Origin of the sequence: Paenibacillus turicensis (assembly GCF_017873435.1) — a bacterium.
GTDB classification, from domain to species: domain Bacteria; phylum Bacillota; class Bacilli; order Paenibacillales; family Paenibacillaceae; genus Fontibacillus; species Fontibacillus turicensis.
The window spans coordinates 1-16,014 of the sequence record NZ_JAGGKG010000013.1; the positions used below are offsets into that span (position 1 = coordinate 1).

Consider the following 16,014-nt stretch of genomic DNA (forward strand, 5'->3'; position numbering starts at 1 on the left):
ATAAAAAATTATCCCCTCAGAGTTTAGAAACAGAGGGGATTCAATCATAACGTTTTTTTGTTTTTTAGACTGTCTACTTGACAGGGTGCAGTTCAATTCAAAGCTTCTTAGCTCTTTTTCTTTTTAACTCTTTTTTAGTTCCATTTAAATCATTTTAAAGATTGCACTGTAAAATCAATAATTTGTTTAGGTGATGAAGTTACATCGAACGCTCCTCCTAAATCAATGAATGAAGTTTTGCGTTAGGATGAGGAAGAAGAATGGGATGAATGCTCATCTGCCTTGACACAATCAATAGCTATGACCAAGGCGATGATCAGCTCTTCATATTGCTCGTCAAGGATTGATATCGTATACGTATCAGCAATTTTAAACCATTCTTTTTCAATACTGGCAATCATTTGACCTCCCCTGGATACGGAGAACTCCATGTCCCACCAGTTTCCCTGAACCTCCAACCCTGCTGCATAAATGTTGTAACGTGCTTTAAAAAAGGAGAACTCTTTTTCAATCATTCCAATTTCCTGACCATGACTGTTTATATAAAACTTAGGTAGGAAGCTAAACACCTTTTTTGTAATCTCTGCAACCTCATATCCTTGCGTATTCGTAATGGTAAACGATTTAGGAATTTTCATGAAGCTTCCCTCTACAAAATAGCAAGGCTCCTGGGATTCATCCATCACTGTAAATTTTTCACCTAAAGAAAATAGCTTTTGTTTGACATACAATGTTTTCATTCAAAAACTCCTCCCTCTTCTCTCACTTAAAATTGAAAAGCTAATTCTTCATCTCAAGCTCTGCCTCAATCACTTCAAGCACCGCTTCGTAATGATCAAAGGCATAATCAGCCTTTTCATTAATCTCGTCTCGCTCATGATCAGAGTATTTATCATACATCGCCACAACCTCAATGCCTGCACGATTAGCCGCATCTACACCAATCAATGAATCCTCGAAAATAAGGCATTCTTCTGGTTCTACATTTAACTCGCCCATCACTTTATGATAAATTTCGGGGTTAGGTTTAATTTCTGTGACATCCTCCCTGGTATAAATGTTTGAAAAAAACTGATCCAAAGGAGCCTTGTTTATTATGTTATGATTTAGAGTCCGATAAATATCTATGACGGATTTTTTGGTTGTGGTTGTAATGATTAAAGTAAGCCCACTTGTTTTTAATTTAACAAGCACCTTTTCAACGTCCTTTTTATAATTAACCTCATTTGTTAAAAAATCATTCGCGATTTCGTAACGCAGCTTAACAACTTCCTCTGCAGTTAACTGGGAACTATATTTCTCTTTTAAATTTTCACAATATTTCAAATAAGGATTAGTATCACTACTGAAATGCCGTAGCACTGTATCCCGTTGTACCTGCACTTCTTCACTGCTGACCTCAGCTCCACCAAGCTGAAAAATCAGCTTACGATCTACTTCATTCCATATCCCCACTGAATCTATCAATGTTCCATCCATATCAAAGAAAACGACCTTCTTATTTGTAAACATATTTGTTCTCCATTTCATAGTTTCTATTATCTAGTATTTTAACACCAATAATATATAAACAGCTTTAGTTTGTTTGATTTATACTATTCTCTATATTTCAAAATACTTTTTTTAGTTAAATTAATATTTTTCTAGTAAAAATTTACCTAAACTACTTCCATAAACAACCATTAATAGGTTATAATGTTTTTGAAAGTGCTTTCATCTAATGTTTATAAGTAAAAAGAGGTGGTAAGTGCCGGTAACCACGGTGCATAGCTCAAAGGTTATGACAAGCAGTAAACGGTAGTCAAACAGCAGGCATTAACATAAATATGTAACTCAATTTATAAGGAGGTTTATTCGTTATGTTTAAAAAGAAATGGGTAAAACGTGCCACGACCATGCTCATGCTGGTTGCCATGTTCGCAACACTCCTACCTGCGAGCGCAAATGCAGGCTTAGCAAGAGGGGATAAGTTTTTAGGTAATATTTTTGCTAATAATCCGCCGTCAAACTTTGCAGTGTATTGGAATCAGGTTACACCTGAAAACGCTACCAAATGGGGATCTGTTGAAGGTAACCGCAACGTAATGAACTGGGGAGGCGCAGATATCGCCTATAATTATGCTAGAAATAACGGAATGCCGTTCAAGTTCCATACCTTAGTATGGGGTGCTCAAGAGCCAAACTGGGTTAAAAATCTAAATGCTAATGACCAACGTGCAGAGGTGACTCAGTGGATTAGAGCTGCTGGTCAACGTTATCCAAACACAGCATTTGTAGATGTAGTTAATGAGCCATTACACCAAAAACCTTCTTATCGTAATGCAATCGGTGGTGACGGTGCTACAGGCTGGGATTGGGTAATCTGGTCCTTCCAACAAGCTAGACAAGCATTCCCGAATGCTAAGCTACATCTTAACGACTATGGTATTATTAATGATCCTAATGCAGCAGCCCAATTTATCAACATTGCAAATATTTTAAAAAGCAGAGGCTTGATCGATGGAATTGGCATTCAAGCTCATCATTTCAGTATGAACTACGTTTCTACGCAAACGATGAATCAAGTACTAGGCATGTTAGCTGGAACAGGTCTACCAATTTATGTAACAGAGCTTGACATGACTGGAGACGATAACACTCAATTGCAAAGATATCAACAAAAATTCCCAATTTTATGGAAACATCCTGCGGTTAAGGGGATTACATTATGGGGATACATTGAAGGCCAAACATGGGAGCCAGGTACTCACTTAATCCGTAGTAACGGAACTGAGCGTCCTGCTATGCAATGGTTGAAGCAATATATGAGCCAAAATTAAAATCATTTAATTCATTTTGACGATGTAATAAAGCATGAAAACCTTATATGAAATAAGAGAAGGGGATATTACCTGCTGACGGTAATGCCCCTACTCTTATTTTGTCAATAAAATATATTGTTGTTATGCTATTAAGCGATTAAGTACTATGTATGTAGTTACTTTTTCTCAACATAACCAGACAACTTTAAATCATCTTCTGATTTCTTTAAGCTTACTTTCGCTTTTTTACTAGATTCCGGAAAATTAGTTCCTAATTTAGCATTTAATTCCTTAAAGTCAGCTTCTTCATAGTTAACTGACAGAGATTCCACCGCTTCAGAATCACTATAGGTAATACTATGCGTAACCCCTTTTACTCCTTTATATTGTTCTACCATTGGATTTAGTAGTTCCTCAGCCTCTTCTTTTGTTGTTACACCTAAAGCTGAAAATGGGATCTTACTATCTGTGCTTTGTACATTTACAATATCCCCTTGATACTTATAAGTGATAACAATTGAGGCACCATTTTCTTCTTTTTCATATGATTTTGTTAAAACCTCACCTTTTCCACAAGCACTTAACACTAATACCAACACCATTAAGCATAAAACAGAACTCATTGTTTTCTTTTTCATTGTTGTCTTTTCTCCAATCATTTAAATTTTAAATAAATATACAATTATAAACCTCACTTTCCAATTTTTTATTAACATTTCAAAGTATAACAAAATTAAAACAAAACTAGTATATTAAAAGTCATACTGTTTAAAAGGCTATTTATCAGTACTTGACAGCGACTAGAGGGTGGTAGCTACGATCCAGAGCGTTCTTGCGATTGTTGTTAAAATCATATTAAAGATACTTTTTTAAATTCAAAAATAAAAAAATAACAACTAAAAAAAGCTGGAACCCTATTAATACAGGTATCCCAGCTTTTTGTCGCTATATTTAACTTCATTTACTACAAGGCATAGAATTAATAGTTATATCAATTGATAATACTATTTTTTCTCTGTATACCCTTGACTTTTCAGTAGCTCTTCTGATCTTTTCATGCTAATTTTTTTCACATCTTGATCGCTATCAAAACTCATACCTGGTAAACCTCTTAACTCACTAATATCTGCTTTACTATAATCAAGCTTTATGGATTCAATCATTTCAGTGTCTTTAATATCAAGGTCGTATGTGATTCCCTTAATATTTTGAAATTGCTTTACCAGTGGTTCTACTTGCTTTTCAACCTCTTCTTTGGTTAATCCCATATCACCAAATTTTGTAACACTACGTGATGTTTGCTCAATAACAATATCATTTTGATACTTATACGTGAGTGAAGAGGATGTACCGTTTACCTCTCTTTCAAAGGTTTTTGACAAGGTTTCCCCTTTGCCACAAGCTGCTAAAACTGCAATCACAGTAAGCATTAAAAAAACTGTAAAAATCTTCTTCTTTTTCATTCTTAAAACCCCTATTCTTCTTAATTAATTTTCCCACTTTTTTATTACCCACAACAATTTAACTTTAATCACAAAATAATTTATATTCTTTTTGATTTAATAATAAAACCCCAACCTACAAATAAAAATTGTACTTGGGGTTCGTTACTAAATTATTTAGTTCATAACATTTTGTCTTAAAAACCTTAGAAAATCACCCTGCATAGACCCAAGGGTTAGCATTTTTTTAATTATACTGAACCTCCAATGCTTACCTTCCACGTCAAATGACCAAATCGCAGAAAATAATAATCCAGATTTGAATTTTTGATTTCGCAAATCCGCTATATCAAATTCAACCTTTTGGACAACTTTAGAGGACAATGCATTCAGAAATAGGATGACTACTTTACTGTTGTTGATCAATAAAATTGCGCGGCTTGTAACTGATGAAAGGGCTTGAGAATCAGCATAACATGTCAGCATATCAGGTTCTTTATGTTGCGCAGCTAGACCATTAATCAATTTTTGGGTGATAAAAAACATAATCAATCCCTCTTTTACTTTTTTTATTTCCATATTTAAACCTATATCAGACTCTCTGTAAAGCAAAACTCGATACTCCACTTTGTCATCTACTTTATCATTCATTTAGTATCGCAGCAGTTGATTTTTCACCCTAAAAGTTAACAACTACTCCATTGGATTTCACCCTAATAAGGATTAAAATTGAAAAAAAGGGGATGTTGAGATGCTTTTAAGTGTTGGAGAGGTCATTACTGAGCAAAGGAAGAAAAAACGTGTCACACAGCAGGAATTAGCCGATTTCATCGGTGTAACAAAAGCTTCAGTATCAAAATGGGAAACAAATCAGTCTTATCCCGACATTACATTGTTACCACTATTAGCCGCCTACTTTGATGTTAGTATTGATTCCTTATTAAACTACAATTCACAGTTAACCTCCGAAGAAATTCGAAACATATACCGTTCCATACAGAGTACATTGAACACATGCCCAGAGGAAGCCTTAGATTCGTTAAATCGTCTTATACGGCGTTATTACTCGTGTTATCCATTTGTTTTGCAAATGGGATTGTTTATCCTTAATCATTTTGATTTGTTACCTGGAGAAAATCGCGAGCATAAATTTGCAGTGTACATTGCGAAGGCACAACAATTGTTCCAGCATGTGGCCTCCAATGCAACAGAGGCAAAGCTGTTAGACGAAGCTCATAAGTTTCAAGCATATACCTTATTCATGCTAGGCGAATACGATAAAGTACTAGCGCTATTAGGACAATATACACCCGCCTGCTTTCCAATTGAACCTTTAATTGCCGGAGCTTTTCAACAAAAGGGAGAAAATGAAAAGGCCATTGGTGTGTTGCAAAGTGGTATTTTTCAAAATGTTGTGGTTACAATGAGCTTTTTAACAAACTATTTACAACTGTTATTAGAGCAACCCCATCAATTTAGGGAGACAGTGGAAAAAGGACGAAGTTTAGCACAAGTTTTTGATTTTGAGCAGCTTAATCCAATCCCATATCTTAATTTTTTATCGTCCGCAGCTTATGGCTATGCGATATTCCAGGATGGTGAGCACCTCGCTCCAATTTTAAACGAATATATTCACGTCCTGCAACGTACAACGTTCCCTGTCGTCATCCATGGCGATTCTTATTTTGATCATATTGATGATTGGATAAAGCAACTAGACCTAGGAAATCAGCTCCCTAGAGAAACGTCGCAAATAAAAAAAGACTTTATTAATTTATTTCTCCATAATCCTGTTTTTGAGCCTTATAAACAAAAGGAAAATTTCAATCCTATTTTTGAAAATTTAGAAAAAATGAGAAAGGAAGAGGAGCATGAATAACTTTGATTTTTTTATGGACTATTTACCATTTTTTATCCCTCTTATTATTTTACAACTAATATTAGCGGTCACCGCATTAATTCATGTCATTAAACACCCGCAATACAGATTTGGCAATAAAGGGCTCTGGATTGTAATTGTTATAGCTTTTCAAATTGTTGGACCCGTTATTTATTTCACGCTTGGAAAAGGGGAAAACATATGAGCTTACTCCAAGTTGAGAACGTAACAAAAACATTTGGTCAAAAAAAGGTGTTAAATGATTTAAGTTTTGTTGTGCAAGAAGGAAGTATATTCGGTTTCGTTGGTGAAAATGGTGCAGGTAAAACGACCACAATGAAATTGATTTTGGGCCTAGATCAGATGACGAAAGGAAACATCTCTATTTTAGGGGAAGCCGTCACCTTTGGTGCAACGAAAACAAATCGTTTTACAGGTTATTTGCCTGACGTGCCGCAGTTTTACGATTACATGACAGCACGCGAATATTTGATGTTGTGTGGTGAAATTACTGGACTTCCTAAGGATGAACGCATAAAGCGTGTGGAGGAAATGTTAGGGCTTGTTCAGTTATTTAGTGTCAAAACGCGTATTGGCGGCTTTTCACGTGGGATGAAGCAGCGACTAGGTATCGCCCAAGCTTTATTAAATAAACCTAAGCTGTTAATTTGTGATGAACCAACCTCTGCACTTGATCCTAATGGACGAAAGGAATTCCTTGACCTGTTATATTCATTGAGATCAGAAACGACGATTATTTTTTCAACTCATATTTTAAATGATGTAGAGCAAATTTGCGATCATGTAGGCATTTTAAATGGAGGTAAGATGGTGGTCTGCTCGTCAATATCTGAACTGAAAAAAAAACATGGGCAACAGCAGGTCAAAATCGTGTTTGAGCAAACAGATGATAAAGTATTATTTTTAGAACAGCTTAAGAAAAGTCCTCTCACGACCCCCTATACGATCGACCCTACTGGCTTAGCAACGATTATATCCTTTAAAGCAGCGGAGCGAGAGCAGTATAAGAACGACGCACAGCAACTACTAAAATTAGTGCAGCAGCACAACATTTTACCCCTTGCCTTTGAGCAACAAGAAGCCTCTTTAGAGGACATCTTTTTGGAGGTAATCCGATGAAAAACATCCTGTTTTTTTGTAAAAAGGAGCTTTTAGAATATTGGCGTACGAAAAAGCTACTTGTCCTATGGATTGCCTTTGCTGCGTTTGGCATCATGAGTCCTTTATTTGCTAAATTAATGCCTCAAATTTTAAAGGCAAGCTTTGGAGAAGCCTTGCCCATCGAATTACCTACTCCAACCTCGATTGATGCATGGACTCAATTTTATAAAAACATTTCACAGATTGGAATTTATCTGCTCATCATCATGTTTAGCGGCATCGTTAATCGGGAGATCAGTAAGGGGACACTCACTAATCTAGTAACAAAAGGTTTAAATCGTACCGTAGTTATTATTAGCAAATATTTTTTAATGTTGATATTATGGAGCCTTGTTATTGTAACTTCATTTGGGATTACGCTAGGCTACACTCAATATTATTTTCCAGACCAGCTTAGCCCCCATTTTTTTGCTGGTTTCCTGCTATTATGGTTATTTGGCTTGTTTATTAGCAGTGTAGTTGTGCTTAGCTCTACGGTTTTTAGCAGTATCTATAGTAGTTTATTTGGCGCGATTGGACTCATGATTTTATTGTATGTACTGAACCTATGGGAGAAGGTAGTTAAGTGGAATCCCATCTCATTAATGTCCGTAAATATGGCTGTTGTGCAAGGGCAAGAGTTATGGTCTGATTATGTGCCTGCCATTGTGATGAGTGGTTTAATTGCATTATTACTGCTGTGGATGGCAGTGGTTGTGCTGAAGAGGAAAAAGCTCTAGAAAAGAAAATTGCATTTTGGGGTGTAGCATAGATAACGGTGTTTGCACTTCCAAAATCATTAGAAAGGAGACTACCTTTGGGCGATCCCTGATAGTCCCCTTTACTTTTTTCATAGCTAATTTAAGCAAAAATTTACTTTTGTAAAACAGTTACTAGATTAAATATATGTCTAAAATTGATAAATTCACAAAATATAAATAAATCAAATCTTAATGTCTATGATATCTTGCACTGTGACCAATCTTAATAGAGCAACCACCTGCTGGTCCACTTTGGTTACAATAGCTATGTCCCCAACATACTGTACTTCTAATTAATGCCAAGTCACAATCACTATTTACAAAGTTAACCCATGCTCTAGGGTGAGATTTCTGGTAATGTACATCGTCACTAGCCGGGCCATTAAAACGATTGCAATGTACCCAATCCCCTGGATAATATTTTGATCCATAGTCCTTTAAAGGTGAAATTATAAATTGCTCACTGTCCATATGATCAAAAAGCTCACCCATGTCAACTAAAAAGGTGACCGTTGGCTTTCCATCAATGATATCAACTGTAGCGGTTCTCATCAAATGCTCATCTGTTGATACGGTTTTACCTTTATTAAGCATACTGTTAACACTTATAATTCCTGTCTCTTGCAGATCGTATTTCATTCCATCAACAAAAACTTCTCCATCTGTAAGAACAACTTCTCTAACTGCACCATCGTCTGTAATTTTCCATCCATTTGCAATATATTGTTCCTGTACTTCTTTTGAAAGAGTGTTAATCGGGAAATCAATGACTTGCTTTGCCTTCACTACTAATTCATTTGGTGTCTCACTAGCTTGGGCAGTAATACCTCCAGAGCCTACTACAGTTAATCCTATTAATAAAGCTGCTAGAAAACATTTCATTAATTTCTTCAACATTTTACTCCCCTTTTTTTGTTTTTTATATGCTTTCCTTAGCTATGAAAACAAAATAAACAAAAACTGCAATTGCAACGATTAAAGCAACAATCCCAATATAACTGACAATTTTGTTACTTGCCTTTTTCCCAATAAAAATAAGAGCAATAGACAACAAAAGTAATAAAATGTAATAAAGTGAAAACATATTTTCCTCCTGAGTTTATTGGTTTGCAACGCAAACTTCCATGTTTTCCATATTATAGCATGTAAAAATTGATTTTGAGTAGATTTACTGTTTAGTCATAAATTATTCACTTAATGGGAATTAAATACAAATTATTGTATTAAATGTTAAAATACTCAACTCTACGATATTCCGCATTATTTACAGTGTCTATTTGGTGCTATTGGGCTAATGATTTATTGTATGTGCTAAACCTATGGGAGAAAGCAGTTCGTGCAATCCAATTTCATTAATGTCCGTGAATGTGGGAGTGGTGAAGGGGCAAGAGGTATGGTCAGATTATTTACCTGCCATTGTGATAAGTGGTTTAATTACGCTATTACTGCTGTGGATGGCAGTGGTTGTGCTGAAGAGGAAAAAGCTCTAGTTTGCCGTTTCATTTGTCGAAATCAAAAAAATGCTTTTCAAGTTAATGTTATAGCGACGAATTTTTAAAATTATTAACCACTCTTCTAGGGAAGATAGTAATGAAATTAAAATAACCGTATACAAGCTAGCTGTGGTTATAAAAGAACTTCCATATAACAAAATTGGATACAGCATAAATAATAAAAAACCTGAACATTTATTTAAGTAGGTGTGAATGACGGCAAACTGTTTAAACTTAATCTTGGTCAAAATAAAATTGAGTAACCGTATTACAATAATGACCACTACGCTACAAATTATAAATAAATTCATAGGGATATGAAACGCTAGGGCATAGCAAAGTATACCAAAAAAGCAAAGGTCAGCAAGACTATCTAGCTTTGCACCTAGCTCTGTTTCACACTTTAACCCTCTTGCAAGTAAACCGTCAGCAAAATCACTCAACCCACACAATATATACAGTGCTAAAAACGGAGTTGAGTCCTTGATTAGAAATAACATAATCCCTGACAATATAATTCGAAGTACACAAAGGGCATTAGGAATATATTTGTAATCATTGTACATTCACAACCTACATCCTTTCCCTAAAATAACTGCAAGAGGTGTGTTAGTTATTTTTAGAGGTTTACAAGTACTTTATCTAACTGAGCAGAATCTGATGAGTCTAGTTTGTTCGTCTGTTCATATGCTGCAACGATATCCCTATCGTTATCACTAAGCTGATCAGCTGGGCTTTTTTTGGCCTTGCGATATAAAGCCTTGATTAGCATTTTATGCATAAATGACAATTTATCCACTTTAAGCTTGCCATGTAGGTGGTGAATCGCCTGCAATTTAAACTTAGATTTTTTGAGCATTTCGCTCACAAGCTTGTTAATATTTGAGGTATTATTTTCTCGGTTAGGATTGTAAACACCAACAATAACGAGGGTCAGTTTTACTTCACCAAGCTTATTATTTTCTTTCAAAAACTTATCTAAAGCATAAATTTTCCCCGCATACACAGGAGCTATAAAAATAATCTCATCATATTGTTTAATGTTGTCTTGAATTTCATTATAGGAGCATAACGGATAACCTTTCTCCTCTGCAATTTTAACTGCATATTCTCTACTCGTTCCGTAACGTGAAGCATACACAATCATTTTACTCACCACTTTTCCCTCCTTCGTTCTCTTCTCGTTCCACTCCTGCATATAATTTTGTGATTAACCCATAAAACAAATGAATTTCCTCATCTGAATAGTCGCTGAATATCGCGTTTAGTTTCTCAGTGTGAAGCGCAGAAATTTTATCAGCATAGTCCTCCGCCTTTTTGGTTAGTGAAAGTGACGTGTTTTTCTTATTTCCCACTTCATGACTAATGGTGATAAAGCCTTTTTCTTCAAGCGATGTCGCTAACTTTTTAATGTTTTGCCGAGACGAGCCTAGTAACGTGCCTAAATGAGTAAGTGTTGTTTTTTCGTCTGAATATTTAATCATAGTTAACAACATAAATTGTTTTAAAGTAAGCACCTCATCGGTTTTATCAAAAATGGTTTGTAACCGATTTTGCAAAATCGAGATACTTGAAAAAATACCTCTAATTTCATTTTCTCTCTTCCCTGCAAATTCCTTAATCATATGATTGATTTCCATTACAAATACCTCCGAACAGCATTCTTAATTGATATTTGCATTATAGTAACTAGTTGCTATAATGTAAATAGGTAACTAGTTACTAAATTAAACAAACCCCAGTTATTAACAGAAGGGAATTGTAGTTATGAATTTAAAAAGACTAAATAACATGATTGTTGGTTTGATCATCATTTTAGCCACAGTTACAGCTTTATTTGGAATTTTATCTAATCAATCTATTAATGAGCATGAGGTTGTTCGGACGATTTTTGGGGAATCCGTTACATTATACGGAAAAGGACTATATCACAACGAGTCCATTTCTATGGCCTCCCAAGTGATCGCACAAGAGATGGTAACATTATTAGTGGTTGTTCCTTTGTTGTTCTACGCTTTAGTGCTTAAGAACGGAGGAAAAATCAAAGGCGAAATGTTACTAACAGGTATATTAGGTTATACGCTTTATATGTACGCGACTTATTGTTTTGTTGCTGTATATAATAATTTCTTTTTAATTTATGTTGCGTTGATGTCCTTGTCCTTTTTTGGCTTCGTTATTAATATGTATCAGCTTTTTTCACAAAGAAACACAATTTATTTCTCTAAGCTTCCGAATAAATTTAATGGTTATTCTACCGTTGTTTTGGGCTTATTAATTTTATTTATGTGGTTAGGTAGATTGATTCCACCGTTAATTCAAGGAGGCGTACCTACTGGACTAGAGCATTACACCACATTTCCGATCCAAGCGCTTGATCTTGGAATTGTGGTTCCCGTCGCAATGATTGGAGGATTCGCATTCACTAAAAAACAAATATTAGGATATCTGTTAGTTCCCATCATAACGATTAAGGGCATTACAATGCTGCTCGCGATTGACGCGATGATGATTGGAATGTTAAACAGTGGGGTTTCCGTGGATAGGGTAGAACTTGTTGTGTTTCCTTTATTTACGGTACTGTTTTGCTTTAATTTATATTTTGTAATGAAGAGTTTAAAAAAAGATAAAAGAAAATAAAAAAGATAAACGTATGACCATTAATTAAACTTTATTAATCATATAGGAGAACAAACATGGATAAAAAAAACCATTGGAATTGGATTCAGATCTCCGCAATTTTAATATTTATATTATTAGTCACCATAACCCTCAGTGGAATATTTTCTTATTCTACACAACATAAATATGTTGTCACCAACTTATATGGACAGTCTGTTGAAATATATGGGTATGGCGTGTATCAACACGATTCTTACTTTAAGGCTCCCATTTTAATTGGCTCCGATTGGGCAATGCTCTTAATGGTTGTTCCTCTAATTGGATATTATGTCATGAAGGGAACCACAACTTTTCAATCAAAAACTAGCTTCTTTCCGATACTTGGCATCGTTTTGTATTACGCATTTAGTATTTCCTTTGGCGTAGCTTACAACCAGCTGCAGCTTGCTTACATCCTTTTAACAGCGGTGGCGTTTTTCACGCTCTTTTCATTGTTAATCAATATCATCGGGGAAACAAAGGATTACACCTGTAATTTTGACATAAAAAGAGGGGAGCTAAGCTTCTTAATCGTTGCTGGAGTTGCTAATATTATCGCTTGGTTACCTGACATTTTAAGCTCATTATTTACAGGGCAACCCCTGATGCGAATTGAAATGTACACCACAGAAATTACGTATGTGCTGGATATGGGCATTATAAGTCCATTAGTATTTATTACAGTTTACTTGCTAGTTAAAAAGAAAAGTGTTCTTGCACTATTATTGTATCGCATGATTTTAGTTACTTTGAAAATTATAGGCTTCATGCTCCCCATCCAAACGGTGGTTCAGTTATTGGCAGGCATAGAAATTCCACTTCCTGAGTTGATTACCAAGGTGGTTTTATTTGTGATCTTAGCATGTATGGCAATTTATTTCGATCGGCGGAATAAGAAAAGGATGGCGAAGGTGATTGCTGAAAATAAACTATAGCAACTTTTGTCTCAGTTACTTACAAAAACAGTTGTTGATATTAAGCTCAAAACATCTATACATACAACAGCATTATTTCAAAAATTTAGCGCATATAGCGATGACCTTATTTCCAAATTAGTTTCCAATATGATATAGTTTCTAAATAGAAATTATATATTGGAGGGAATTATAATGGACTTAAAGTCAGCTTTGATCGATTTACAATGTGAATTAGTCGCAGAACGAACCCTTGCCAATCCACAAAATATCTCTTGGATGCAATATGATATTTTGTGTCAGCTTGAAAAACAAGAAATGCTTTTGCCCTCAAAGCTAAGTATCCTTCTAGGCACTTCACGTACTAAAATATCCAAGTCACTAAAAGACTTAAAAGCCCTTGGCTATATTAAGCAATTACCAAACCAATCAGATGGCAGAGAGCTTTACACCTCAATCACCTCGGAAGGGCAGTTATTATTAAAAAATATTTCAAATAAACATACAGCCCTTTACCAATCTGCAATGAGCACTTTAACTATGGATGAACAACAGGAATTCGCCCGATTAGCAGCTAAGTTTTCAGAGGGATTGAGAAAGGGGCGTATAGACTCCTATGAATGATCTTATCATTGTAAAAAATGCAACAACAAATAATCTTAAACATGTTTGTGTTCATATCCCTAAGCGTAACATCGTTGCTGTTACGGGAGTTTCAGGTTCCGGAAAATCTTCGCTAGTATTTGATACGATTGCAAGTGAATCTCAAAGATTGTTAAATGATACCTATTCTAGCTACATTCAAGATTTACTACCGAAATATAAGAAGCCAATTGTAGATGCGATCACGAATCTCCCTGTGTCGTTAGTCATTAACCAAAAGAGAATACGTGGAAATGCCAGATCCACAGTGGGTACAATTACAGATATTTACTCCAGCTTGAGATTACTTTATGCTCGAATTGCCTCTCCTTTTGTTGGCTATTCCATGAAATACTCCTTTAACAATCCCGAAGGCATGTGTAGCCATTGTAAAGGTTTAGGTGAAGTAAAGGACATTAAGATTGACAAGCTAATCAACTTTGAATTGTCTTTAAATGAAGGAGCAATCCAATTTCCTACCTTTCAAAATGGCGGTTGGAGATTAACAAGATATACGGAATCCGGTTATTTTGATAACGACAAAAAAGTAGCCCTCTATTCAAAAGAAGAGCTTGACCTCTTGTTGTACTCACCAAAAATAACCCCAGAGCATCCCAGTAAAAACTGGCACAAAACAGCAGAATATATGGGTGTGGTGCCACGTATTACAGAAAGCTTTATTCATGCAGATTCCGCAAAATATAACAAAGATTTGGAGCGAATCCTAAGTACAACCGTATGCCAAGTGTGTCAGGGAACTCGCTTAAATGAAGAGGTATTAAGTGCTAAAATAGCCAGCTACTCTATTGCTGACTGTTGTGCTATGTCTATTACAGACCTACTACAATTCATCACTCAAATTAAAAATAGCGAAGTCACGATTATTTTAGATGAATTAAAAACGAAGTTAGAGAGCTTATGTATCGTTGGATTAGATTACCTAACATTAAATCGAGCAACAAGTACTTTGTCTGGAGGAGAATCGCAAAGAATCAAAATGACCAAATACTTAAATAGCGCTCTTACAGATGTGCTTTATATTTTGGATGAACCAAGCGTGGGCCTACATCCTCAAGATATTCAAGGGATTGGCGATATTCTAAAAGAAATCAAAGCTAAAGGAAACTCCGTTTTATTTGTTGATCATGACCCAGATATGATTGCTATCGCAGACGAGGTCATCAACTTTGGTGAAGGCTCTGGCAGTAATGGTGGCGACATCACCTTTCAAGGTACATATGAAAATTTACTCCATTCCAACACAATAACTGCTAATGCTTTGTTAAAAACTCATAGAATTAATACCGAAAAAAAGCACTTCTCAAGCTTCTATACACTAGACGATGTATCAAAAAATAATATTAATCACCTCTCTGTTAAAATTCCTAGGAACGCTTTAACACTAGTCACTGGGGTAGCTGGTTCAGGTAAAAGCACATTGATACGTTCACTTTTTTTAGAGAAGCATGCTGAATCTACAGTTTTAGATCAAAGCTTGCCACAAGCATCCAGCCGATCAAATCTTGCCACCTATTTAAACATATTTAATGAAATCAAAAAAGTATTTAGCCGAGCAAACAAGGTAGATGTTGCTACCTTTTCAGTAACAGGTAAAGGGGCTTGTCCCGAGTGTAAGGGCAAAGGCACGATTAAACTTGATCTTGCCTTTTTAGGAGAGTCCTATCATCCATGCGAGAAATGTCAGGGGAAAAGATTTAATGATACAACCCTTTCTTATTTATATTGTGGAAAAAATATAAGTGAAATTTTTGAATTGACTGCGCAAGAAGCATTGCATTTATTTTCTAATAACAAAATGATAAAAAATGCTTTAGACTCCATTATAAAATCCAACCTAGCATATATTACACTTGGCCAAACCTTGGATTCCTTTTCAGGCGGTGAACTACAGAGATTAAAGATAGCTCAAATCTTAGCTAAAAAATCATCTGATATTATCATTTTAGATGAGCCTAGTACAGGATTACATGAATCAGATATCGACAACTTTATGAAGCTGTTTCATGAGCTGATTGCAGAAGGAAATACATTAATTGTTTTAGAGCATAATTTATCAATTATTAGCCAAGCAGATTGGATCATTGATCTTGGTCCTAAAGGAGGAAATCTAGGGGGAAAATTATTATTTCAAGGCTATCCAATTGATTTTATGAAGTGTGAGCATTCGTATACTGCAAGTCATTTGAGAAGGGTATTACATATATAACCTTATACTTAGTAGTAAAAACAGCTACAAACC

At 35.3% G+C, this 16,014-nt stretch carries 20 protein-coding genes; 10 read left to right on the top strand and 10 right to left on the bottom strand.

Going from position 1 to position 16,014, the window contains the following annotated elements; translation table 11 throughout:
- Positions 1 to 242: 242 nt before the first annotated feature.
- On the bottom strand, positions 243 to 740 hold the full coding sequence (locus tag J2Z32_RS13585; RefSeq protein ID WP_210089722.1) for an LURP-one-related/scramblase family protein: 498 nt from the start codon (positions 738 to 740) through the stop codon (positions 243 to 245).
- Positions 741 to 780: 40 nt separating this feature from the next.
- Positions 781 to 1,512, bottom strand: coding sequence for an HAD family hydrolase (locus tag J2Z32_RS13590; protein ID WP_210089723.1), 732 nt, complete (start codon positions 1,510 to 1,512; stop codon positions 781 to 783).
- A gap of 383 nt (positions 1,513 to 1,895) precedes the next feature.
- Between J2Z32_RS13590 and J2Z32_RS13595 the strand changes: the two genes are divergently transcribed.
- Positions 1,896 to 2,819: an endo-1,4-beta-xylanase gene (locus tag J2Z32_RS13595; protein WP_425343005.1), complete on the top strand. Its 924-nt coding sequence runs from the start codon at positions 1,896 to 1,898 to the stop codon at positions 2,817 to 2,819.
- Between the two features lie 158 nt (positions 2,820 to 2,977).
- Here the strand turns inward: J2Z32_RS13595 and J2Z32_RS13600 are convergent, their stop codons facing one another.
- The 3 genes from J2Z32_RS13600 to J2Z32_RS13610 all read right to left on the bottom strand — a co-directional run bounded on the left by J2Z32_RS13600 (position 2,978) and on the right by J2Z32_RS13610 (position 4,894).
- Positions 2,978 to 3,439: a YehR family lipoprotein gene (locus J2Z32_RS13600; protein ID WP_210089725.1), complete on the bottom strand. Its 462-nt coding sequence runs from the start codon at positions 3,437 to 3,439 to the stop codon at positions 2,978 to 2,980.
- Positions 3,440 to 3,805: 366 nt separating this feature from the next.
- Entirely contained in the window at positions 3,806 to 4,264 is a 459-nt protein-coding gene (locus J2Z32_RS13605; RefSeq protein WP_210089726.1) for a YehR family lipoprotein, read from the bottom strand.
- 156 nt (positions 4,265 to 4,420) lie between these two features.
- Positions 4,421 to 4,894, bottom strand: coding sequence for a hypothetical protein (locus J2Z32_RS13610; protein ID WP_245251457.1), 474 nt, complete (start codon positions 4,892 to 4,894; stop codon positions 4,421 to 4,423).
- A gap of 100 nt (positions 4,895 to 4,994) precedes the next feature.
- On the opposite strand from J2Z32_RS13610, the gene J2Z32_RS13615 reads away from it, so the two are divergent.
- Genes J2Z32_RS13615 through J2Z32_RS13630 form a run of 4 tightly spaced genes read left to right on the top strand, consistent with a single transcriptional unit; the run spans position 4,995 to position 8,023 of the window.
- Positions 4,995 to 6,122, top strand: a complete 1,128-nt coding sequence (locus tag J2Z32_RS13615) for a helix-turn-helix domain-containing protein (protein WP_210089727.1) — start codon at positions 4,995 to 4,997, stop codon at positions 6,120 to 6,122.
- On the top strand, positions 6,115 to 6,327 hold the full coding sequence (locus tag J2Z32_RS13620; protein ID WP_245251458.1) for a PLDc N-terminal domain-containing protein: 213 nt from the start codon (positions 6,115 to 6,117) through the stop codon (positions 6,325 to 6,327). The genes J2Z32_RS13615 and J2Z32_RS13620 overlap by 8 nt, the downstream gene beginning before the upstream one ends.
- On the top strand, positions 6,324 to 7,262 hold the full coding sequence (locus tag J2Z32_RS13625; protein ID WP_210089728.1) for an ABC transporter ATP-binding protein: 939 nt from the start codon (positions 6,324 to 6,326) through the stop codon (positions 7,260 to 7,262). Before J2Z32_RS13620 ends, J2Z32_RS13625 begins: the two co-directional genes overlap by 4 nt.
- On the top strand, positions 7,259 to 8,023 hold the full coding sequence (locus tag J2Z32_RS13630) for an ABC transporter permease (protein WP_210089729.1): 765 nt from the start codon (positions 7,259 to 7,261) through the stop codon (positions 8,021 to 8,023). The genes J2Z32_RS13625 and J2Z32_RS13630 overlap by 4 nt, the downstream gene beginning before the upstream one ends.
- A 210-nt stretch (positions 8,024 to 8,233) precedes the next feature.
- On the opposite strand, the gene J2Z32_RS13635 is transcribed toward J2Z32_RS13630, so the two are convergent.
- Positions 8,234 to 8,941 carry a hypothetical protein gene (locus tag J2Z32_RS13635; protein WP_210089730.1) on the bottom strand — a complete coding sequence of 236 codons (708 nt, stop codon included), beginning with the start codon at positions 8,939 to 8,941 and terminating at the stop codon, positions 8,234 to 8,236.
- 22 nt (positions 8,942 to 8,963) lie between these two features.
- Positions 8,964 to 9,128 carry a hypothetical protein gene (locus J2Z32_RS13640; protein ID WP_210089731.1) on the bottom strand — a complete coding sequence of 55 codons (165 nt, stop codon included), beginning with the start codon at positions 9,126 to 9,128 and terminating at the stop codon, positions 8,964 to 8,966.
- A gap of 271 nt (positions 9,129 to 9,399) precedes the next feature.
- Between J2Z32_RS13640 and J2Z32_RS22570 the strand changes: the two genes are divergently transcribed.
- A complete protein-coding gene (locus J2Z32_RS22570) occupies positions 9,400 to 9,534 on the top strand; it encodes a hypothetical protein (protein WP_280921146.1) in 135 nt (44 codons plus the stop codon).
- Here J2Z32_RS22570 and J2Z32_RS13645 read toward each other — a convergent pair.
- The 3 genes from J2Z32_RS13645 to J2Z32_RS13655 are packed head-to-tail and all read right to left on the bottom strand — an operon-like array spanning position 9,531 to position 11,177.
- Positions 9,531 to 10,103, bottom strand: a complete 573-nt coding sequence (locus J2Z32_RS13645) for a CDP-alcohol phosphatidyltransferase family protein (protein ID WP_210089732.1) — start codon at positions 10,101 to 10,103, stop codon at positions 9,531 to 9,533. The two genes, J2Z32_RS22570 and J2Z32_RS13645, sit on opposite strands and share 4 nt — an antisense overlap.
- A 53-nt stretch (positions 10,104 to 10,156) precedes the next feature.
- A complete protein-coding gene (locus J2Z32_RS13650) occupies positions 10,157 to 10,684 on the bottom strand; it encodes a flavodoxin domain-containing protein (protein WP_245251468.1) in 528 nt (175 codons plus the stop codon).
- A 1-nt stretch (position 10,685) separates the two neighbouring features.
- On the bottom strand, positions 10,686 to 11,177 hold the full coding sequence (locus J2Z32_RS13655; RefSeq protein WP_210089734.1) for a MarR family winged helix-turn-helix transcriptional regulator: 492 nt from the start codon (positions 11,175 to 11,177) through the stop codon (positions 10,686 to 10,688).
- A gap of 127 nt (positions 11,178 to 11,304) precedes the next feature.
- Here J2Z32_RS13655 and J2Z32_RS13660 point away from each other — a divergent pair, with 127 nt between their 5' ends.
- From J2Z32_RS13660 to J2Z32_RS13675, 4 genes are all read left to right on the top strand, one after another.
- A complete protein-coding gene (locus J2Z32_RS13660; protein ID WP_210089735.1) occupies positions 11,305 to 12,177 on the top strand; it encodes a hypothetical protein in 873 nt (290 codons plus the stop codon).
- Between the two features lie 56 nt (positions 12,178 to 12,233).
- Positions 12,234 to 13,133, top strand: a complete 900-nt coding sequence (locus tag J2Z32_RS13665) for a hypothetical protein (protein ID WP_210089736.1) — start codon at positions 12,234 to 12,236, stop codon at positions 13,131 to 13,133.
- A gap of 174 nt (positions 13,134 to 13,307) precedes the next feature.
- Positions 13,308 to 13,736 (top strand): MarR family winged helix-turn-helix transcriptional regulator, encoded by a 429-nt coding sequence (locus J2Z32_RS13670; protein WP_210089737.1) that lies wholly within the window; start codon positions 13,308 to 13,310, stop codon positions 13,734 to 13,736.
- Positions 13,729 to 15,981, top strand: coding sequence for an ATP-binding cassette domain-containing protein (locus tag J2Z32_RS13675; protein ID WP_210089738.1), 2,253 nt, complete (start codon positions 13,729 to 13,731; stop codon positions 15,979 to 15,981). Before J2Z32_RS13670 ends, J2Z32_RS13675 begins: the two co-directional genes overlap by 8 nt.
- The last annotated feature ends 33 nt before the right edge of the window (positions 15,982 to 16,014 follow it).